22 protein-coding genes, 2 pseudogenes and 1 CRISPR repeat array are annotated in these 18648 nt (G+C 70.1%); of the genes and pseudogenes, 10 read left to right on the forward strand and 14 right to left on the reverse strand.

Annotated features, from left to right (window positions below; translation table 11 throughout):
• Nucleotides 1-303: 303 nt before the first annotated feature.
• The 3 genes from AB0F18_RS13065 to leuE all read left to right on the forward strand — a co-directional run bounded on the left by AB0F18_RS13065 (nucleotide 304) and on the right by leuE (nucleotide 2980).
• Complete coding sequence (locus AB0F18_RS13065; protein WP_362058645.1) at nucleotides 304-471, forward strand: hypothetical protein; 168 nt, start codon at nucleotides 304-306, stop codon at nucleotides 469-471.
• 661 nt (nucleotides 472-1132) lie between these two features.
• A CRISPR array of direct repeats spans nucleotides 1133-1771; the repeat unit is 29 nt; unit sequence CTGCTCCCCGCACCCGCGGGGATGACCCC.
• Nucleotides 1772-1781: 10 nt separating this feature from the next.
• Nucleotides 1782-2279 (forward strand): hypothetical protein, encoded by a 498-nt coding sequence (locus tag AB0F18_RS13070; RefSeq protein ID WP_362058648.1) that lies wholly within the window; start codon nucleotides 1782-1784, stop codon nucleotides 2277-2279.
• Between the two features lie 17 nt (nucleotides 2280-2296).
• Entirely contained in the window at nucleotides 2297-2980 is a 684-nt protein-coding gene (leuE, locus tag AB0F18_RS13075) for a leucine efflux protein LeuE (protein ID WP_362058651.1), read from the forward strand.
• A 135-nt stretch (nucleotides 2981-3115) separates the two neighbouring features.
• Here leuE and AB0F18_RS13080 read toward each other — a convergent pair whose 3' ends face one another.
• From AB0F18_RS13080 to AB0F18_RS13105, 6 genes and pseudogenes are all read right to left on the reverse strand, one after another.
• Nucleotides 3116-3862 (reverse strand): hypothetical protein, encoded by a 747-nt coding sequence (locus AB0F18_RS13080; protein WP_362058654.1) that lies wholly within the window; start codon nucleotides 3860-3862, stop codon nucleotides 3116-3118.
• 370 nt (nucleotides 3863-4232) lie between these two features.
• Nucleotides 4233-5117, reverse strand: coding sequence for a zeta toxin family protein (locus tag AB0F18_RS13085; protein ID WP_362058657.1), 885 nt, complete (start codon nucleotides 5115-5117; stop codon nucleotides 4233-4235).
• A gap of 519 nt (nucleotides 5118-5636) precedes the next feature.
• The gene (locus AB0F18_RS13090; protein ID WP_362058789.1) at nucleotides 5637-6128 is read right to left on the reverse strand and encodes a hypothetical protein; all 492 of its coding nucleotides are present in this window, start codon (nucleotides 6126-6128) and stop codon (nucleotides 5637-5639) included.
• Between the two features lie 32 nt (nucleotides 6129-6160).
• Nucleotides 6161-6445, reverse strand: a pseudogene (locus AB0F18_RS13095) (peptidoglycan-binding protein); the annotation flags it as partial.
• Between the two features lie 84 nt (nucleotides 6446-6529).
• Complete coding sequence (locus AB0F18_RS13100) at nucleotides 6530-6664, reverse strand: hypothetical protein (protein WP_362058660.1); 135 nt, start codon at nucleotides 6662-6664, stop codon at nucleotides 6530-6532.
• 79 nt (nucleotides 6665-6743) lie between these two features.
• Nucleotides 6744-7349: a Tat pathway signal protein gene (locus tag AB0F18_RS13105; RefSeq protein WP_362058663.1), complete on the reverse strand. Its 606-nt coding sequence runs from the start codon at nucleotides 7347-7349 to the stop codon at nucleotides 6744-6746.
• Between the two features lie 189 nt (nucleotides 7350-7538).
• Here AB0F18_RS13105 and AB0F18_RS13110 point away from each other — a divergent pair, with 189 nt between their 5' ends.
• The 3 genes from AB0F18_RS13110 to AB0F18_RS13120 all read left to right on the forward strand — a co-directional run bounded on the left by AB0F18_RS13110 (nucleotide 7539) and on the right by AB0F18_RS13120 (nucleotide 10050).
• On the forward strand, nucleotides 7539-8720 hold the full coding sequence (locus AB0F18_RS13110) for a hypothetical protein (RefSeq protein WP_362058665.1): 1182 nt from the start codon (nucleotides 7539-7541) through the stop codon (nucleotides 8718-8720).
• A gap of 360 nt (nucleotides 8721-9080) precedes the next feature.
• Nucleotides 9081-9341, forward strand: coding sequence for a hypothetical protein (locus tag AB0F18_RS13115; RefSeq protein ID WP_362058668.1), 261 nt, complete (start codon nucleotides 9081-9083; stop codon nucleotides 9339-9341).
• A 148-nt stretch (nucleotides 9342-9489) separates the two neighbouring features.
• Nucleotides 9490-10050, forward strand: a complete 561-nt coding sequence (locus tag AB0F18_RS13120; RefSeq protein ID WP_362058671.1) for a hypothetical protein — start codon at nucleotides 9490-9492, stop codon at nucleotides 10048-10050.
• Nucleotides 10051-10128: 78 nt separating this feature from the next.
• Here AB0F18_RS13120 and AB0F18_RS13125 read toward each other — a convergent pair whose 3' ends face one another.
• The 5 genes from AB0F18_RS13125 to AB0F18_RS13145 all read right to left on the reverse strand — a co-directional run bounded on the left by AB0F18_RS13125 (nucleotide 10129) and on the right by AB0F18_RS13145 (nucleotide 13715).
• The gene (locus AB0F18_RS13125; protein ID WP_362058674.1) at nucleotides 10129-10758 is read right to left on the reverse strand and encodes a hypothetical protein; all 630 of its coding nucleotides are present in this window, start codon (nucleotides 10756-10758) and stop codon (nucleotides 10129-10131) included.
• 466 nt (nucleotides 10759-11224) lie between these two features.
• Entirely contained in the window at nucleotides 11225-11488 is a 264-nt protein-coding gene (locus AB0F18_RS13130; protein ID WP_362058677.1) for a hypothetical protein, read from the reverse strand.
• Nucleotides 11489-11694: 206 nt separating this feature from the next.
• The gene (locus AB0F18_RS13135) at nucleotides 11695-12810 is read right to left on the reverse strand and encodes a radical SAM protein (RefSeq protein ID WP_362058680.1); all 1116 of its coding nucleotides are present in this window, start codon (nucleotides 12808-12810) and stop codon (nucleotides 11695-11697) included.
• 66 nt (nucleotides 12811-12876) lie between these two features.
• Nucleotides 12877-13422 (reverse strand): CYTH domain-containing protein, encoded by a 546-nt coding sequence (locus AB0F18_RS13140; protein WP_362058683.1) that lies wholly within the window; start codon nucleotides 13420-13422, stop codon nucleotides 12877-12879.
• A 59-nt stretch (nucleotides 13423-13481) separates the two neighbouring features.
• Nucleotides 13482-13715: a hypothetical protein gene (locus AB0F18_RS13145; protein ID WP_362058686.1), complete on the reverse strand. Its 234-nt coding sequence runs from the start codon at nucleotides 13713-13715 to the stop codon at nucleotides 13482-13484.
• Nucleotides 13716-13949: 234 nt separating this feature from the next.
• On the opposite strand from AB0F18_RS13145, the gene AB0F18_RS13150 reads away from it, so the two are divergent.
• The 3 genes from AB0F18_RS13150 to AB0F18_RS13160 all read left to right on the forward strand — a co-directional run bounded on the left by AB0F18_RS13150 (nucleotide 13950) and on the right by AB0F18_RS13160 (nucleotide 16532).
• On the forward strand, nucleotides 13950-15311 hold the full coding sequence (locus AB0F18_RS13150) for a tetratricopeptide repeat protein (protein ID WP_362058783.1): 1362 nt from the start codon (nucleotides 13950-13952) through the stop codon (nucleotides 15309-15311).
• Complete coding sequence (locus tag AB0F18_RS13155) at nucleotides 15308-16186, forward strand: glycosyltransferase (RefSeq protein ID WP_362058689.1); 879 nt, start codon at nucleotides 15308-15310, stop codon at nucleotides 16184-16186. Before AB0F18_RS13150 ends, AB0F18_RS13155 begins: the two co-directional genes overlap by 4 nt.
• A gap of 127 nt (nucleotides 16187-16313) precedes the next feature.
• Complete coding sequence (locus tag AB0F18_RS13160; protein ID WP_362058691.1) at nucleotides 16314-16532, forward strand: hypothetical protein; 219 nt, start codon at nucleotides 16314-16316, stop codon at nucleotides 16530-16532.
• A 110-nt stretch (nucleotides 16533-16642) separates the two neighbouring features.
• Here the strand turns inward: AB0F18_RS13160 and AB0F18_RS13165 are convergent.
• From AB0F18_RS13165 to AB0F18_RS13175, 3 genes and pseudogenes are all read right to left on the reverse strand, one after another.
• Nucleotides 16643-16825 (reverse strand): annotated as a pseudogene (locus AB0F18_RS13165) (transposase); the annotation flags it as partial.
• 2 nt (nucleotides 16826-16827) lie between these two features.
• On the reverse strand, nucleotides 16828-17370 hold the full coding sequence (locus AB0F18_RS13170; protein ID WP_362058694.1) for an NUDIX domain-containing protein: 543 nt from the start codon (nucleotides 17368-17370) through the stop codon (nucleotides 16828-16830).
• A 116-nt stretch (nucleotides 17371-17486) separates the two neighbouring features.
• Nucleotides 17487-18065, reverse strand: a complete 579-nt coding sequence (locus tag AB0F18_RS13175) for a TetR/AcrR family transcriptional regulator (RefSeq protein WP_362058697.1) — start codon at nucleotides 18063-18065, stop codon at nucleotides 17487-17489.
• 90 nt (nucleotides 18066-18155) lie between these two features.
• Between AB0F18_RS13175 and AB0F18_RS13180 the strand changes: the two genes are divergently transcribed.
• Nucleotides 18156-18602 carry a DUF1772 domain-containing protein gene (locus tag AB0F18_RS13180; RefSeq protein WP_362058700.1) on the forward strand — a complete coding sequence of 149 codons (447 nt, stop codon included), beginning with the start codon at nucleotides 18156-18158 and terminating at the stop codon, nucleotides 18600-18602.
• Nucleotides 18603-18648: the final 46 nt, after the last annotated feature.

Consider the following 18648-nt stretch of genomic DNA (forward strand, 5'->3'; position numbering starts at 1 on the left):
CGGGGATCATCCCCGAGCCCCTGGAGGCTCTCCAGTCCCGGCGCGTCAGATGTTTCCCCGTAGCGCGCGCCACCGTCGGCCTGTATCGCGCGGCGCCCGCGGTGCTCTGGGGGGACTCTTGGAGCCGCCGGGAGTCGTACAGCAGGCGGGCGAGCGGGTCGGCCATGAACCGGCGCTCGTCGCGGCTCGGACCTTCGGGAAGGGAGTCGCCCCAGGTACGGGCTTCCTGCTCGATCGTGCCGAGCCGGAGAGCCATCTGCCGGAAGGAATGCGCACCTCTGACGGCCCCACCATCTCGGCAAGGTGAGCGTGCAGCTCTTGGAAGTGCGGCATCCGTGCGTAGAGCGGACCGAGCTGTGCGGCCGCGGCTGCGATCACCTCGCGATGCCGCAGCGCGAAGTCACGGCACTCGACACGCAGTACGTCCGCGGGCAACAGCAACCCGTCGACGGCGGGCGCCGCGAACGGTAGGCCGTACCAGACCCCGGTCATCGCGGAGTACACGACTGCTCCCAGGTCCGGCGCCGCCAGCGGAGTGCCCGTCAGCCTCGTGGTATCGCCTGGCAGTCCGTGGACTGCCAGGCGCGCAAACCAGTGGACTCCGTCAGCGGTCTGCCGCACGGTGGCGACGAAGGCATCACCACGGCGTAGCTCACCGATGTACGTACCCCTGCCCGTCCAGGCCGGACAGGTGGAGCCGGTATGCGGATCAGCCGCGAGGGGGACCACTTCGGTATAGCGCCGGGGAGCGGGCGGGCCTCGACGTCGGCAGCCGGCTCAGAGCCGTTCGCCGGCGGCCAGTCAGCCCAGTCCGCGGCCGCCTCTGCCGGGGAGAGTTCACCTTCAGGCACGGAGCACTCGGATTCCTCGGCTCCAGCAGCCTCCATCATTCCCTTCCCTCCCTCGACTACACAGCTCGTAGCGCGTGATCGTCCAGCGGGTGCCCGATGCGAGGGGGAAATTACGCATCCCTGGGCCCCAAGCACGACGTCTTATCCCTGCGCCCGCCGATTCGTCGTGCCCGGAAGATGGAGGGACGTCTACCCCCATGCAACCTATGCCGCTATTGCCGGAATCAACGAAAGTGCTGAAAACCCTCCCTTCACCCGAGTAAAGTCCCTGGTCAGGAAGCCTGCTCCCCGCACCCGCGGGGATGACCCCTTCCAGTAGTCCGAGGCCGGGTCCAGCTCGCGCTGCTCCCCGCACCCGCGGGGATGGCCCCGCGACAGGCCCCCGCTCACGCGGGGGCCTGGTCTGCTCCCCGCACCCGCGGGGATGACCCCGCGGCAGCGCCGGGCACCACCTCATCGAAGGACTGCTCCCCGCACCCGCAGGGATGACCCCAGCTCCTCGGCCAGGTACACGTCCAGCACTGCCTGCTCCCCGCACCCGCGGGGATGACCCCTTACGGACAAGCAGTGGATCAAGCAGAACAGCCTGCTCCCCGCACCCGCGGGGATGACCCCGGCCCCGATGCGGGCGATCATGGGCGACCTGCCTGCTCCCCGCACCCGCGGGGATGACCCCTGGTCGTCGCCCTCGTCACCGCAGCCGTGGCACTGCTCCCCGCACCCGCGGGGATGACCCCTACGGTGGCGCCGTCGAACTACTCCTGGAGCACTGCTCCCCGCACCCGCGGGGATGACCCCTACTCCTGGAGCAGTGGCAGCGCCGGGAAAACCTGCTCCCCGCACCCGCGGGGATGACCCCGACTTGGAGTTGCTGGCGCCGGTTGAGGCCGACTGCTCCCCGCACCCGCGGGGATGACCCCGGAAGGCTTCGTGCCGGAGGGGGTGCTGGACTGCGAGACCAACCTCGAAGCCATCCGCATGCTGAACAAGGCCGGCATCTCGGTCCACGCCTCCTACATCGCCGGTGCTCCGGGAGAGCGGCCGGAGACGCTGGACCGAACCATCGCAGGGATCCGGCAGATGCTCGGCGAGGTCGAACTCTCCTCGGTGGAGTTCTCCCGCTTTATTCCGTTGCCGAACAGCCCGGCGTGGGATCTGCTGGTCGACTACGAACGGCCGAACTTCTTCAAGAGCAGCGAGGAGATCGACCGCTACCTGACCGCCCTGGGAATCACCGTGACACGGGACGACCGGGAGGAGATGTTCGCCAGGTTCGGTGACCAGGACTTGCTCGACATCGACGAGCTGGGTGCCTTCTGGGCGGACAACTGCACGCACATCAGCGAGAAGTACGCCCTCGAGCGGATCAGTGAGGTCGACGAGCTGGTGAGTGCGCACGACGTGCGCACGGGGAACAACGTCGGATAGCTCGGAAAGGTGCCGGAATGCTGGGAGTGCAGAACCTGCTGACCTATGCCTTGGGAGCGCTGCTGATCATTCTGCTGCCGGGGCCGAGTTCCCTGTTCACGCTGTCGGTGGCCGCGCGGCTGGGGGTCAGGGCCGGGTACCGCGCCGCGGCCGGGATGTTCCTGGGCGAGACCCTGCTGATGGTGGCCACGGCCGCCGGGCTGGCTTCGCTGCTCCAGGCCAACGAGCTGGTGTTCGCCGTGGTGAAGTACGCGGGCGCCGGCTACCTGACCTGGATCGCGGTGGGCATGATCCGGGCGGCGTGGGCGATGTGGCGACGTCGTGACGAGAAGACCGCGGAGGATGGCGCGGCAGCGAGCGCGAGCGCGAGCCCGACCGTGGCCGACGCCGACCCGGCGGCGGGCGGCCGGCTGTTCCGGCGGTCGCTGGTGATCACCGTTCTGAATCCGAAGGCGATCTTGTTCTTCCTGTCGTTCTTCGTCCAGTTCGTCGATCCCGGGTACGCGTACCCGGCGCTGTCCTTCGCGCTGCTGGCCGTCGTCTACCAGGTCATCAGCATCACCTACGTCACCGTGTTGATCTTCAGCGGTACGTACCTCGCCTCGCAGTTCCGCCGCCGGAAGCTGTCGGCGGGGCTCACGACCGGAGCGGGAGCGGTGTTCCTCGGTTTCGCGGCGAAGCTGGCCACGACGGGCAACTGAGCGTCGCGCGGCCCGGTGGCGGCTGCAGGGTCACCACCGGGCACGCAGCACGCAGCACGCCGTCGCCGTCGGGCAGGACGGCGCGGGAACGGGGCGCGTACGGCGTCGGCGCAGGGGCGCGCAGGCGGTCTCAGCTCAGCAGAGGATTGCCCCTGAGGTTGCCTTCCCCGCACGGCCAGGGCCCCCGGCCAGGGGGCCCAGCGGCGTACGGACGACCAGGACCTCGTTGTCCAGGGAGACGGCGACGTTGCCGTCGTTCAGCAGGAGCGCGCGGCTGATGACCGCTCGGCTGTCGTCCATGGCGAACAGTTCGTGTCCGGCGAGGTCCGCGTCAACGGCGAGCAGCTTGCCGTCTCGCCAGAACACCGTGGTCCCCTCGCGGTCCTTCGCAGGGTAGGACGTGTAGTAGCCCGTCAGCGCCGGCCCGGCGACGAGGGTGCCGTCCGGTGCGAGCCACCGGAAGCGTGATCTCGAAGGCAGGTGGTTTTCGAGCTCGGGGCCGCCGACGCTGCCGTCCTCGTCGACGAGCATCGCCCCGTGGCCGGCCCACCGCGCGGTTTCGGCGCCGTCCCGGCCGAAGCGGCCGGTCGTGAACGCACCGTAGCCCTGGGATCCGATCAGGAACTGGCCGGGGCCGGCTATGGCCTTCCGACCTGTGGGAGCGGGAGAGGTGGCCGATATGGTCGCGCCGTCCTGCAGGTCGAGGAAGAACGTCCTCCCGATGCCGCCGCGGGTGTCGGTGAAGCCGGCTGCGATGCGGTCGGCCGATACGAGCAGTGGCTCCCAGTGGTCTACACCGATCTCCTCCGGCGCCCAAGGTCTGCGCGGCCGGATCTCCCGTCCGGCCTGGTGTCCCATCTCCACCACACCGGGGAACGACACCGCTCCGAGCGTGATCGGCGTGGACCAGAGGCACTGGCCCTCAGGACGGAACCCCTTCACGTTGCGAAAGTCCTGGAGCTGACAGGCGCGGCGCAGTCGGCGGGCCGCCGCACCCCTCGTCATGTGATCGTCTCGGGAAGTCCGGCGTGCGCCGAGGATTTCCTGTGCCCGGACCGCGAAGGAGTGCTTGACGGTGACTGTGGGAAGGACGGGCCTGTAGGTGCGTCGTCGGGTCGTGTGGCCGAAGGCGACTACCTGCCTCTGCCTCGGCCGGTGTCCGGGCCGCCGCCGGGCCGGTGCTGCGAGGTTGCACGGTCTGGTCCGGTCGTCCCGGGGGCTGCTGCCTGGGTGGGATCTCCGGTTTTCCGGGTCATGGTGGTGCTGCGCGAGCGCGCGGTCGTTGTCTCCCGCTCGATCCTGGCGAGACGCTCGGGCATTCCGGGCCGATCCCACTGCCGGTTTCCCGCAGGCGTAGCTGGGTGGTGGTGAAGCCGGCGCTCTCGGCTTCCGTCCACGGGCGGGCGCGTTCGTACCGCAGGGCCTGGCTCAGCGCCGGGGGATTGGTCCAGGACCCTGAGGTGTCCAGCGTGTTGGAGTAGCGGGGCTTCGTCTCGCCGCGGCGGTAGACGCCGGCCAGGTCGACCAGGGCCCGGGCGTCAACACGGTCGGCGAGTTCGAGAATGCCGCTGTAGGACTCGTCGGCGTTGGCCTGGACGGTGAGCCGTCCCTGGCCGCGGTCGGCCAGCTGCTCGAAGTAGCGGTTGACTATGCCCTGGTTGCTCATCGCCTGGGGCACGGCCATGAACAGGCCCTCGATGCGGGCTCCGGACCGGCGGTAGGCCAGCATCTTCTCCTCGACGGCCTGGGCGTCCTGGGAGGTCTCCTGGATGATCGCGTGGAGGCGGTGGGCACGGACGTACTCCTCGGCGCGGGCCATCCACGTGCGGCCGTCGGCGCGCGTGTAGGCGGCCATGAGGGTGTCGTCCTGGGCCATCAGGGTGTCGTAGGCGGGGTGGTAGGGCTTGTAGAGGTCGCTGTCGACGTCGACGAAGCCACCGTGCCGGTTGAGCACCCCGGCCACCATCTCCGTGACGCGGCTCTTGCCCGCCCCGGGCTGGCCGACGAGGAACACCACCGTGGGCGTCTCCTGCGGACGGCGGCCCTCCAGAAGGTCGGGGACGATGCGCTCGCGGAAGATCCGCCGGTTCTCGGCATCCGGCAACCGGTAGCGCTCTACCTGGAGTGGGTCGCTCACGCGATGCCCTCCCGGGCCTCCTGGGCGATCCGCGCGTAGTGCCGACGCGCGGCGGCATCTGTTCGCGGTCACTCGAACGCAGCCCCTCGCGCTCGCGGGCGAGCCGGGTCTGGGCGGCACGCGCCCGTTCGATGACGACCGGGTCCGGGTCCGGCCTGGCTTCCTCGGCGGCGATCAGCGCGCTGTAGGCGCCGACGGCTCCGTTCACCGCCTCGACCGCCGCCTCGTACGCGGCCGTCTCCTCGTTGGACCACCCGTGCGGCTCCAACTGGTGCGTGACGGAGATTCCCTTGGATGCGGACACTGCGGGCCTCCTACTAGACAGTGTGGCCAGTCTTGCCGACGGTGCGCGGGCAGGTATGGGGTTCCGCGCTGCCGCTCACAGCAATCTCCAGGAGATGGGGACGAGCTGAGGGGCGCTCACGCCGCCGCGCCCCCCGCATCACAGCCGAAGGACTGCACCTTGCCGGCGTGCCGAGCGGGAGCGAACCACTGCTTGGTGCCGACGCGGCCAGCCACTCATGTCCGGCGGCATCTCGCACTCCGTCGCGCCGGCGGCCACCGAGGGCCCCGCATGGTCGGCAGGGATACCGCGATCAGGCTCTTCGCAGACCGGTCCCGGGCTCTGAGGAGCCCGGACCGTGGGCTGTCGTCCGACCGACGGCAATACGCCTTCGGAATGTCCTCGTCGTGGATGCCGTATTCGGAGCCGCCCGTGATGACGACGGGACAGCCGCTGGCCTTGCGCAGGGCGATGACCCCGCGGACGGAGTCGCCGCGGATGTCGTCCAGGCTGGTACAGCGGCTGTCGTCGCGGTCGTCGCAGCCGCCACTCGACGATGTGGTGATGCCGGCGGGCCGCCGCAGGGCCATGGCCTGCGCGTGGGTGAGCTTCCCGGGGACCTGGGACGGTGTTGCCGGCGCGGGGGCGGGGGTTCCGTGCTTGGCCAGTGCCGTCCCGCTGACGAGCTTCTCCCAGGTGAGCGGGCCCACGGTGCCGTCGCCTGCCACCCGAGGCCCACCGTCCGCACCAGTTTGCTCCAGGTGGGGCCGTCGATGGAGCCGTTCACCTTGAGGCCGTTCGCGCGCTGGAACGCCGATGCCGCGGCGGCGGTGGTCGGCCCGAAGGTTCCGTCGTCGGCGACCTGTGGCCGCTGGTGGCGAGCAGCAACTGGGCGCTGCGGACGTTCTCGTCGTGCTGCCCCGCCTTGAGGACGGGCCACCCCGTGGCGCTGGGCGACGGCTCCTTCAAAGGAATTCCCTTGAGGCCCTGCCCGGCCGGCGGGCAATCGGCGGCGGGGCAGCCTGATGTGGGCCGCGCTCGCCATGGCTGGGGGTGGTGAGGGCTCCTGCCGTGTGGCAGGAGCCCTCACCGATGAGCGGGGTCAGGTCACACTGCCGCGTTCACGCGGTCAGCCGCGGCCGTCGCAGGCCTTGCAGTCGCCGCTGCCGCGGCAGCTGTCGCACTTCCACACACCGCGGTAGCCGGATCCGTCGCAGGTCGTGCACTGTCCCTTGCCGTTGCAGCGCTGGCACTTGTTCCACATGGTGGGTCTCCTTCTCGTTACTGCCTTGTCGGTTGGATGCCGTCCATCGGTCGGCAGGGCTTCGCCCTGCATGCGGCCCTCAGTACGTACGGGCCTTCTCCCAGCCGCTCGCGTTGTCCAGGGTGGTCGCGAAGTAGTTCCTGGGCGGGGTGGTCTGGCCGTCGGGCAGGTGCTTGCTGCTGAGGGCGGGGCTGTACTTGCGGAAGATCGCGATCGACTTCGTGAGGCAGTTGTTGAAGCCGATGTCGTAGCCGTTGTTCTTCATGTTCTCGAAGGTGCGCTGCGCGGCCTTGAGGTCACCGCCGGCCGTGTTGATGCACCGGTAGGCGTCGTAGTAGCCCGGCTTGTGGTGGCCGTCCTTCTTGATGCTCCTGCGGAGGTCGTCCCAGGTGCCGCCCTTGATCCAGCTGCCGTTGTCCTGGCCGGCGTCGATGTGGAGCTTGCCTCCCTCGGTGGCGCCCCAGATCCAGTGGCTGGTGTTCTTCGGGTCGCGGATCGCCCAGGCGACGTGTCCGTACGTCCGGCCGGCGATCGGGGCGCCCTCCTTGTCCAGGAAGAGGCACGCCCGGCCGCCCGTGGCGGCCTCGGCCGTGCCCGGGGCGACCAACGGTGCGGCGGTCGCCGACAGTACGACCGCGAGGAGGGACAGGACTGTGCGATGCTTTCGGGTCGTCGGTCGGTTCATGGCAGGACTCCGTTCCCGGATGGGTGATTTGAAGGCGGATCAGCTCGTTCCGTCCGCCGCGATCCACTTTCCTGAATGCCGGAAGCCCGCCCCAGACCCTTCGTCCGGCGGGCCTTTGCAGTGCAAGGTGCACATGCTTTGACCTGGTGTTTCACCAGCGCAGTGCAATCGTTGGCAGGAGGAGCAGCGGTGGGGGAGCAGGGAGAAGCCTTCGAGGAGTTGGCGTACGCGCTTGTCCAGGCGCTGGACGACTGGCGCGACTGTCTGCAGGAGGTGATGGCCGGGCCCGGGCCTTCCCGTTCGGGGCTGCTCGCTCGACTGAGGGACGCGGACCCGAAGATCGACAACCCTCTTCTGGGGCATTGGCTGCTCGGCCGCAACCAGCTGCTGGGTGAGAACAAGCGATCAAGCCGTGTTCCGACGGTTCAGGACACAGCCCGGATCGTGGCGGCCTTCCGGGACGATGCGGCGCCCCAGCGTCGGCGGCTGATGGAGATCGCCAGGCGGATCGAGTTCAACCGGACGCAGCTGCACAAGATCAAAGGCCACCAATGGCGAAGCGCGGTGGTCAACGCCCTCAAGGCCCCGGAGCGGCCCGGGCCGGTGGGTCCCGCCGACCCAGCGGGCGCCCTGGCCCCAGTCCCCGGTGATGAGATCCCTCCGCAGGTCCCGGCAGCAGCCGGGTCCACCACTGCCCGGGCCTTCCCTGGCGAAGGCGGCGAGCGGGCCGCGGCCGACCCGACTGCCCAGCCGGCGGCCGCAGCTCATCCTGCCCCTGCCGCCTCCGGCTCATGGAAGCGGCCTGCTGTCGTCATGGGTGCCGTCGGCGTGGTGATCGCCCTGGTGGTCGCCGCTCATGGATGGTCCCGGTCGGACGAGGAGGGCGGTCGGGCCGAGCCTTCCTCCAGCTCAGCGGCATCCGTCGCGGGTACGAATGCCGCCCAGTCCCGTGACGCGTTGGGGGGAGACAGCCGCTGTTCTCCACCCCGAAGCGGTCCCTCCGGTGTTCAGCTGCGCGCCTGTACGAGGGTCCAGCGCGACAAGGTGGCCTTCGCCCTCAAGGTCGACAACCCCACGGCTTCGGCCGCGGAAGTGACGGTCAAGGTGGGTGGCTTCTGGGCAGGAGCGACGCACGACTGCAAGCCGGGTCCTGGCACCACCCGCGTCACCGTAGAACCCGGCACGACATTCACCACGGAACCGGCCCACTGCGAGACCGCGCGCCAGGACGCCCCGTTGGCGTATCAGGCGGAGGCGTACATTGCCGCAGGCGACGGACAGGAGTGGACCGGTCATGTGTTCTCCCCCCGCGCCAACGTCTATGCCGACCGGGGGACCTTGTGGCGGTGCGGTGGCGACGTGCCGTGCTAGTGATCTGAGTCGGAGGTTGGTTGGGGGAGCCCTTATTCCAGCGGCCGGCCTCCTGGATCTCCTCGTCCCGGCATCGACGTCCGTCGACACCTTGAGCTGCTTGCGCATCAGGTGCCGGCCGTACTCCGTGAACGTGGCCGTGGTGCAGGGCCGTGCGGCCCGGCCCTCGGCGGCGCACTACTGTTCGAAGCCGAGCATCGCGGTTCGGCATGGTGCTGCCTGACCGTCGACCGCAGGGATGCCCCTAGTCTGGGCGCAGCACGGTGCGCAGGCCGTCGCCGACGACGGATGGACCGTGGACCGGGCCCACCGTCTGCCCGCGAGATCAACTCCCGGGCACGGCAGCTCCTTTCGGCCGCAGTGGACGGCGACGGCTGGCTCGACGGCCCCGCCTTTCGGGCGCAGTACGGAGAGCGGGCGTTCTACGGCCCCTCGCAAACCATCACCAAGGCCATCAAGCGCGGAGCCGAGCAGGGACTGTGGCCCACCGACATCACCCCGCCGCTGCGGCCGACGAGCCCCGGCCCCGAGGGCTGGTCCAAGACCGGCGGCTACCGCCTCGCCTCCGGGCTCGTACCGGTCTTCCGCGAGGCGTTGGAGCGGCTTCAGTCGACCACGTAGGTATGCGGAATGGGGCTGTCCGCGTCTGAGAGAATGATCGCTTGTGACGTTGAGGTGCTGGTTGTGGCAGGAGTGCCGCACGGCCCTGGGGGAGAGCGGAATGAGAATGCGTACGTGGACGCGCGCTGCTTTGGCGGCGGTAGGGGTCGTGACGGTGGCATCCGTCCTGACCGGGTGCAACGGCCTGCCGCAGGGGAAGGCGAGCACCTCACCCGCGGCGAAGGCGGGCGGCGCCGCCGCGAAGAAAACGTTCCGCCTGGGCGAGGCGGGCCCCTTGCAGGAAAGCCAGAAGCTGAACTCGCAGGACGCGAGGTTCACGGTGACACCCCTGGAAGTGCACACCGGCACCGATGCGGACATGCAGAACTCCGGCCTGCAGAAGGACGACAAGGACGGCCCGCAGATCCCCGTCTTCGTCTGGTCGACGCTCACCCACAAGAGCGGCACGCCCATGGAGCTCGGAGACATGGACAACGACCTGATGATCAGGACGGACTCCGGCCTGCGGATGCGTGCCCTGATCGTCATGATGGGCTCGGCCAAGTGGGCCAACTGCCCGCCGACGCAGAGCACCAAGACTCTCGGCCCAGGTCAGTCGGAGAAGGTCTGCACCGCGTTCCTGATCCCGGCAGGGCAGAAGCCGGCGGCGGTCGAGCTGTTCCGGGGCTACCACGCCGAACCGGCGGAGTGGCCGGTCACCGGCGGCTGAGCCGTACGAAAGGCTCCCGATCAGCGTCAGCTGGTCGGGAGACAGGTGGGACAGGGCGGCCGGAGCCGCAGCCCCGGTTCAGCGGCCCCCGTGGCTCAGCGGCGAATCCCACCCGGGATCGTGTGACGGCCTGCTCATCACGTGGCCAAGCAGGTGTCGCGCCGTGGCGGTGGCGGTCTCTTCCGGCGCTCCGGCCGCCAGCAGCGCGTCAGTGACCCTGCTCAGTGCCGCCGGCGGTATGTCGAGGTCGTTGCAGAGGGGAAGGACCAGGAGGAGGCGTGCAGCCCTGTCCTGGACTCCCTTTGCATCGCAGGACGGAGCGTCGGCGGTACGGATCAGCTCCTGCCATGTCAGCCCGGTCCCTGACAGATGACCCTCCCAGTTGGCGATCCGCTGGGCGTAGCTCCCGTCAGGGTGGGTGAGCAGGTAGTCGATGTCGTAGTCGCCGACCAGGTTGCGGTAGATCACTGCGACTCCCGGGCCATCGGCGGCGGGCACGCGGAAGACGGGCCAGCGCTCCGGGTCGAGGAGCGTCTCGGACAAGGAGTCGCAGTCCGCACCGTCGTCACCGAACCATTCCGGAGCCGGACGCTCGACACATGTTCCGTCAGCACACATCGCCATGAGGTAGTTCGCCCAGAAGCCCGGGCGCCCCACCAGCGGTTCCCCGGAGACCAGCGGGCCGTCGTCGTATCCCTGAATCAGCACGTCGAAAGCTTGCCACCAGGCACTGACACAGCGCGGCCACCTTGCCGGGCCGTGCCCAGGATGCCTCAGGCGTCGTTTATGCCGTTCGCTCGGCGAACGAACCGTTTCGGGCGGCAGCGCGGCCGCATATCCGGACGTAGCGTTCTACCTTGCGAATGTCGACGATCCGCCCGAGCTGGAAGCCTCCTGGGGTGGGGAACCCTACCCAGTTTCTACTTCTTCCTCGACGGGAAGCGCGTCGACAGCATGACGACCCGCAACATCGGCCAGGCGGCATACGGGTCCACGCCGGCTACGACCATCAGGACCCTCGGACGTGCTCGTCCTCCACGATCCGTCCACGCAGGGCCGAGGATCGTCATGGCGGCCAGTGTGATCACGGCCGCCAACGGCGAAGGCCCCGTCCACCGGATGGTGGACGGGGCCTGAACCGGTGTCCCCCGCAGCCGGAGGGGGCCGTGGGGGCTCACCCTGTCAGGCAGCCTGCCGGCTTGGCGGTAAGCCGGACGCGGGTGCCGTCGTGCTCCACGGTCTCGCCCGGCAGGATCAGCAGGCCGGGTTCGTCCTCCTGCCACGCCCCGCCGATCCTGCGCACCTGCACGGCCTGGCCCAGCGCGCCGGCCATGAACACCGTCGGGTCGACCTCCCAGCCGTGCTCGGCCAGCCACCCCTCCAGGGCCGCGCAATCCGCCGCCTGCGCCCCGCGCGGCCATACGAACATCTCCGCCATGCCTTCCCCCTGCAGCTCGTCGGATCAACCGCCCGATCCTGACACCACCCACCGACAACCGCCCTTGGATATCCGAATGGCGCGCGTACCCGGAAGGGCATCGAGCAGTGAACCGGAGGGCAAGATGGGCTGGCGCCTGCCTTTCGAAGACGTGGGGGCGCACCCGAGCCTTCGAACCTGATGGTGCGTCGTGTGCTGCACACCACTCACGGGCCCGCGGGCGCCGGGGCGGTGGCCGGGTGGGCGTGCAGGGCGGTGAGGCGGGTGGTCTCGGCGTCGCGGAATGCCTGGACTTCCCGGGCCCGCTGGCTCATCACGAACTCCCCGACGGGGACGCAGATGTCCATGCGGCGGATGCAGACGCCGATCATGTAGGGGCCGCCCTTCGCCCGGTACATGCGGACCCCGTAAAAGCCCTCCTGACAGTCGCGGGGGTTGTTGAACCGGCAGCCGGCGCAGGTGTCGGGGAGCCGGACGGGGCGGATGTTCTTGGCGTAGACGGTGCGTCCGTCGGGGAGTCGGTAGCGGGTGCGTTCGTCGGAGGTCCCGGCGGTGATGATGTGGCGGACGGGAACGGCGTCGAGGGTGGCCAGGGTCTCCAGGATCGCCTCGCGGGACTGCTCCTCCGTCTCCAGGTTGAGCAGGAAGCGCACGGTGACGTCGCGGCCGTACTGCTCGATGATGCGCAGGGCGCGGGGGATCTGCGTGCCGTCGCCGACGACCAGGTTGGCGGATACTTTGATGCCGCTGCGCAGGCCGGTCTCGATGGTCCGGGCGAGCGCGGCGAGCTTCTTCTCGGCGAGGGCGGCGGAACTGAACCGGGGAGCCTGCACGGAGGCCAGCTCGGCGGCGTTGGTGCCGAAGACGGACAGGTTCACGCGGTCCAGGCCGGCCGCGGCACATTCCTCCAGGACGGAGGCGCCGTTCTCCCCGTTGGACGTGAGCCCGACCGTGAACCCCATGTCGTGGACCTGGCGGACGAGGGCCGGGAGGCGGGGGTGGAGGGTGGGCTCGCCGCCCGTGAAGTGGATCTCGCGGGTTCTGATGCTGCCGCGCAGTCCGGCGAGGGCGAGGGCGAACTCCGGGCCGGGCTCGATGCGGGCGGCGAGGAACCGGGCGCCGTTGGTGGCGAGGTAGATGGACACGCGCCCGGTCCTGCCGGGGGTGCCGGTGTACTGGCCCGGCTCCGCGTCGCTGTTGTCCGCGGTGACGGGCGTGCCCTCGTTGTGGCAGAAGACGCAGGCCAGGCCGCACTCGTCGTCGATCTTGACGCGGCCGGTGTCGTCGGGGCGTATCTCTACGGGAACCTTGTGCACGAGCATGTCGCGGCTCCTTCCGCGCGGCCGGCCCCCGTCGTCCGGCCGCACTCTTCAGGGATGGTGCAGCGGTCAGGACGTGAACCTGAGGTCGGTGACCGAGGTGAGGTCGATGCCGTAGCGGGCGTAGACGGCGGTGGTGTTCTCGCCGGTCAGCCCGCTGCGGTCCAGGCCGAGCCGGTCGGCCATGGCCCAGACCGCGGCCTCGGTGTCGGCCTCGATCTCCAGGTACGGCGGGATGAGCGGCCACTGGTCGAGTTCGAGGCGTACGCCGTCGAGTTCCCAGGAGGAGCGCCGGTTCTCCTGGTAGGCGCGGGCGGTCAGTCCGCTCGCGGTGAGCAGGGCGTGCGCGGTGTCGAAGTCGGAGACGCCGACCTCGGTCTCGCGGGTGCCGTCCACCTGGTCGGAGGTGATCTCCTTGACGCACAGGGTGACGTCGCTGCCGGTGTCGCGCAGGCGCACCCACTTGCCCGCCACGGCCGGGACGGTGTCGTAGACGTAGCGGCGCATGTGGCGGTCGGTGATGTGCACGCCGCCGGCCTTCGCGACGCGGTCGGCGATGTCGGCGGGGTCGATCTCCAGGGCCTTGACTTCGAACTCGGTCACGGCGGTGGTCACAGCGTGGTCCTTTCGGATGGCACGGGCGGGTCGGTGCGGTCAGTTGCGGTCAGTTGTCGTCAGCTGCCGTCAGCGGGGCGGGGGACGTCGGCGGCGACGATCCATTCCCGGCCGCCGCCCACAGGGCGCAGGAAGACGGCGCTCTTCATGAGGCGGCGCGTGGCCGGGTCCTCGAAGTCGCCGATGAACTGCACGATCCCCTCGGTGTCGCGGCCGGGATCGTAGACCTTGGAACCCTCGCGGAGCCAGGAAGGGAGGTCCTGGTGGGACGTGGGCCTGGGTGCCGCGTTCACGTTGGCTCGCTCTCTCGGTCCGGTGGTCCGGCGGCCGCATCCGACGGGGACGCAGCGGGCCGGAGGCGGCGTGCGGAGACGGCCTGCGGCCCGCTGCGCGGGGGAGCACTTCCCGGAGCGGGTGGGTTGCTCCGGGGTGCGATGAACAGTGAACCGTCCGGGTGGTCGAGTCGGTACGGTGAGCACGCGAGCAACCCGTTCAATCCGTTCAAGATCGCTTGTAGGGGGCGTCAATTGACGGAGAGCCGGACACCCAACGGCCTGCTGGCGGCCGTCATCGCCGAGGCCGGAGTCACGTACTACGCGCTGGCCCGCGAGATCCGCACCGTCGCGGCCGAGGCCGGCGAGAAGTTGAGCACGGCGCCCTCGGCGATCTCCTACTGGGTGGCGGGCGGTACACCGTCCGGGCGGACGGGCTCCTATGTCGCCGAAGCTCTCACCAGAAGGATGAAGCGGAGGGTGACCGTTGCCGAGATCGGTCTAGGCTGCGCAGGCGCCGGGGTGGCCCAGGGCGCCGATCCGCTGGACGCCATTGCCGACCTCGGGAGATCCGTCATGCTCCACCGCCGTGACTTCCTCAACGCCGCTTTCGCAGCCGCCGCGGTGGGCTTCCCCCTGGCCTACGACCACGAAGCGGTCGCCGCCACACTCCGAGCGGCCGGACGCGGCGGCCATGTGGGGGCCGGGGAAGTCGCCACCGTCCGGCAGCTCACCGAGATGTTCCGGAGCGTGGACGAGAGGCTGGGCGGAGGACACGGGCTGACCACGGTCACCGCGTACCTGACCGACACCGTGGCGCCCATGCTGGAAGCGCGTTTCCCCTCGGAGGCCGTACGCAAGGACGCTTTCGGGGCGGCGGCCACACTGGCGTGTCTGGTCGGGTGGAAGCATCACGATCTCGGCCGTGAAGGGGCTGCCCAGCAGTACTACGGGCTCGGCTACCAGCTCGCCTGCGAGGCCGATCCGAACGGGCATGCGGCGTGGATGATGCGGGCGATGACCCACCAGGCACTCGACCTCGACCACCCCGGCTCGTGCGTGGAACTGTCGGAGGAAGCGCTTCGGCGGGCCTCGGGGAAGGTGGACCGGCAGACCGAGGCCCTGCTGCTGGTCACCTGCGCGAGGGCGTACGGGGCGGGCGGGGAGAACGGGAAGGCCGCGTCCGCTCTTCTGGCCGCCGAGGACGCGGTCCTGGACACACAGGAGGCGGTTCCGGCCTACGCGGCTGCCTCCGGGCCGGTGGCCTCCACCGTCGCCTCGCACATGGGCAGAACCCTGACGGCCATGAAGGACTACAGCGCTGCCGAACGGCACTACCGTCGCGCGCTGGTGGGTCGCACACCGGGCACGTACCAGCTCAAGCACGGCCTGACTCTCGTGAACCTGGGCAAGGCGGTGGCCGCACAGCACCGCCACGAGGAAGCCGTGGGTCTGTGGTGCCGCTCCCTGGACTTCATGAACGGCGTGGTCTCTGACCGGAACCGGAAGGAGATCGCATCGATCCAGTCGACGGCGGCCGGATACCGCAAGCGCGGGGTGCCCGGCGCGGGAAGCCTGGACCAGCGTGCGGCCGAGCTGCTGCGGGCCGGGTCATGACGGCCACGACCACGGTCGGCGTCGTGGTGCTGACGATGGGGGACCGGCCCGGGGAGCTGCGGGCGCTCCTGGAGTCGGTGGCAGCCCAGGAGGGCGATCCGGCGATGGTCGTCGTGCTGGGCCAGGGCGTGGAACTGCCCGCGCTGCCCCAGGGGGTGGCGGGCGTCGAGTTGCCGGAGAACCTCGGTATCCCCGGCGGACGGAACGCGGGCGTGGACTGGTTGCGCGAACACGGAGGAGCCGACGTGGTCCTGGTCCTGGACGACGACGGCCTGCTGCCCCGCACGGACACCCTCCGCCTCGTCCGGGAAGCCTTCGCCGAGAAGCCGCGTCTGGGGGTGGTCGGCTTCCGGATCGCCGACGAGGAAGGCGTCTCGCAGCGCAGACACGTTCCCCGGCTCGGGGGAGCCGATCCCCTGCTTTCGGGGCCGGTCACGACGTTCCTGGGCGGCGCCCACGCCATCCGTATGAGCGTGATCGACCAGGTCGGCGCGTTTCCGGCGCAGTTCTTCTACGCGCACGAGGAGACCGACTTCGCCTGGCGTGCACTGGATGCCGGATGGGAGATCGACTACCGCGCCGACCTCGTGTTGCGGCACCCGCGTACCGAGGCGTCCCGCCACGCGGTCTACTACCGCAACACCGGCCGCAACCGCGTCTGGCTCGCGAAACGCCACCTGCCCGCGGTCCTGGTGCCGGTGTACCTCGCCACGTGGGCGGCGTACACGCTCGCGCAGAGGCCGCCGCTGCACGGCCTCAAGGCGTGGTGGGCCGGATTCTTCGAAGGGGTCCGTGTCCCCTGTCCACCACGCCGGCCGATGCGGTGGCGCACGGTATGGCGGATGACGCGCCTCGGCCGGCCCCCGGTGATCTGACCCCGGGAGCCGCCCGGCCCACCGTCCGCACCTGCTGACCCTGCCCGCGTTCCCGCGTACCGGCTGGGCTCACCTCATCGACCACCCGGACCCCGAGGTACGGGCCCTGGCCGCAGCCGATCCCGCCTTGCCCGACCCCCCGCTGGAGGACCCCGACGCGTCGGTGCGCCGGGCAGCGGCCGCCAACCCGAGGATGTCACCGGAGGCCCTGGAGACTCTCCTCGCCGACCCCCGTACCGCCGAGGGCGCTGCGTCCAACCCCTCCCTCCCCGTTCCGCGCATGCACGCACTCCTCGACCACTGCCTGATCGGCACCGCCACCCCGCCGGGGGCCGTCCGGCGCTGACAGACGACGCCCACGTAACGATCACAGGCATGTCAACCTCCGTGGACCATCGACTGGCGTCGACACACCAGACAAGCGTTTCCAACCCTTCTCACCTACGCAGCCACGCGCACCATGCTCCAGTCGATCTGGCCCCGGGCGTCGGCATCGGCCTGGACGGCTTGCACGATCCGATCCCAGGTGCCGTCCGCCGACCACCGACGGTGACGCTCATAGGCGGTTTTCCAGCTCCCGAACCGGTTCGGCAGATCCCGCCAAGGGACTCCTGTGCGGATCCGGAACAAGATCCCGTTGTTCACACCCAGGTATAAGTCTCGTCGGTGACCGCGTCCAGGGCCGCGTCGGCGACGGCGGCACGGGGGTCGGCCAGTGCCGCGAGGGCGGGCCCGATGGGCGGGAAGATCGGCAGTTCGGCGGTCTTGCGGTAGTCGACCCACTCGATGACCCCGACTTCGTGGCTGCCGTCAGGCAGTTCGTCGAGCTCCTGCTCGGCGAGGGTGGCCCGGAGTTCGGGGGTGATGTGGAGGCGGTAGATCAGGTGGAGCTTGCGCGGCGGCGGGGTGGGGCCGGGGCGCGTGACGCGCTGGTCGACCACCCACATCAGGTCGCCGCCGTCGGCCTGGTCCACGTCGAGGTCGAGCTCCTCGGAGAGCTCCCGACGCAGAGCCTGGTCGAAGCCTTCGCCGTCCTCGACGTTGCCGCCGGGCGGGGTGTAGTGCGTGGAGCCGGCGCGGTCGCGGCGGATGAGGGCGACATCGTCGCCGCAGAAGACGAGGGCCCCCGTGCGGACCTTGATCCGGGAGAACGGGGCCGCCTGCTGGTCGGGAGTGCTTGTCATGACGGCCAGTATCGCGGCCGGCCGCCAAGGCCTGGCCGGGCTTTGCCCAGCTGTGTCTTGGCCGGCACGCAGGCCGGGCCGAGGGCCCCGGGCTGCGTGCCCGCCGGGACGGTGTGTCACATCTTGGCGAGCCGGTCCACCAGCAGCTGCACCCTCGGCTCGGTGTCCTCCGGCGGCAGCCGGCCCGCCCGGGTCAGGGTCGCCAGCCCGTGCAGGGCCGCCCAGAACACCTCGGTGAACAGCCCCGGGTGGACGCCGTCCCCGGCGACCTCGGCCAGGCTCTCCAGGAGCGCGGCGAAGGCGTCCTTCAGAGGCTCCGGGGTGTCCTCGTGCGCGAACGCCAGGCCGCCGTCGAGCTGGAACATGGCGTCGTACACCGCCGGGTTGCGGGCGGCGAAGTCGAGGTAGGCGCGTGCGAGGGCGGCGACCCGCCCGCGCGGTCCGTCCGCGGCGGCGGCTGCGGCCCGCACCGCCACGGCCATCTCGGCGGCGCCTTCGAGAGCGACGGCGCCGATGATCTCCCGTTTGCCGCGGAAGTGGCTGTAGAGGACGGGCTGGCTGTATTCGATGCGCTCGGCGAGCCGGCGGGTGGTGACCGCGTCCCAGCCCTGCTGCTCGGCGAGTTCACGGGCCGTCGCCACGATGAGGCGTTCACGGTGCGCCCGTTCGCGCTGCTTGCGTTCCTGAACCGACATGACCTGATTCTAGCACTGCTAGACAATCGAGCGGCAGCAGTACTAGCGTTGCCTCGTCGGCAAGCAACGCTAGATAACGGGAGGGTCATCATGCTCAACGCACTCCAGGTCATCACCACCGTGGTCGTCGGCCTGATGGTGGGGGTGGAGTTCTCCGTCGCCTTCGTCATCAACCCGATCTTCAACGCCCTCCCCGAGGACAGCGGCCAACTCGGCCGTGCCCACGGCGGCCGGATGCTCGGCGCCGTGATGCCGGTCTGGTACGTCACCTCGCTCGTCCTCGTCGCGGTCTGGGCCGGCGTCACCTGGCACCACCACGGCACCGGTCTCGTCGTCACCGCCGGCGCGCTGCTGCTCCTCAGCGTGATCATGTCGGTCCTGCTGCTCGTCCCGATCAACAACCAGGGCAAGACCTGGACCCCCGACAACCGGCCCGCCGACTGGAAGCAGCAGATGAACCGCTGGGACCGCTACCACTACGTCCGCGTCGCCGTCATCATCGCCGCCTTCACCCTGCTGGTCGCGGCCCTCACCTGAGCCGCGGACCCAGTGGGGTTCCGCGACTCGCCACGCTCCACCGAGC

Source organism: Streptomyces sp. NPDC029216, assembly GCF_040648015.1.
GTDB lineage: Bacteria > Actinomycetota > Actinomycetes > Streptomycetales > Streptomycetaceae > Streptomyces.

Bases quoted from the DNA above. Each gene is read 5' to 3' on its own strand.
- leuE (WP_362058651.1), top strand. From the start codon at position 2,297: ATGCTGGGAGTGCAGAACCTGCTGACCTATGCCTTGGGAGCGCTGCTG.
- AB0F18_RS13100 (WP_362058660.1), bottom strand. From the start codon at position 6,664: ATGTGGAACAAGTGCCAGCGCTGCAACGGCAAGGGACAGTGCACGACC.
- AB0F18_RS13105 (WP_362058663.1), bottom strand. From the start codon at position 7,349: ATGAACCGACCGACGACCCGAAAGCATCGCACAGTCCTGTCCCTCCTC.
- AB0F18_RS13130 (WP_362058677.1), bottom strand. From the start codon at position 11,488: ATGGCGGAGATGTTCGTATGGCCGCGCGGGGCGCAGGCGGCGGATTGC.
- AB0F18_RS13135 (WP_362058680.1), bottom strand. From the start codon at position 12,810: ATGCTCGTGCACAAGGTTCCCGTAGAGATACGCCCCGACGACACCGGC.
- AB0F18_RS13155 (WP_362058689.1), top strand. From the start codon at position 15,308: ATGACGGCCACGACCACGGTCGGCGTCGTGGTGCTGACGATGGGGGAC.
- AB0F18_RS13170 (WP_362058694.1), bottom strand. From the start codon at position 17,370: ATGACAAGCACTCCCGACCAGCAGGCGGCCCCGTTCTCCCGGATCAAG.
- AB0F18_RS13175 (WP_362058697.1), bottom strand. From the start codon at position 18,065: ATGTCGGTTCAGGAACGCAAGCAGCGCGAACGGGCGCACCGTGAACGC.
- AB0F18_RS13180 (WP_362058700.1), top strand. From the start codon at position 18,156: ATGCTCAACGCACTCCAGGTCATCACCACCGTGGTCGTCGGCCTGATG.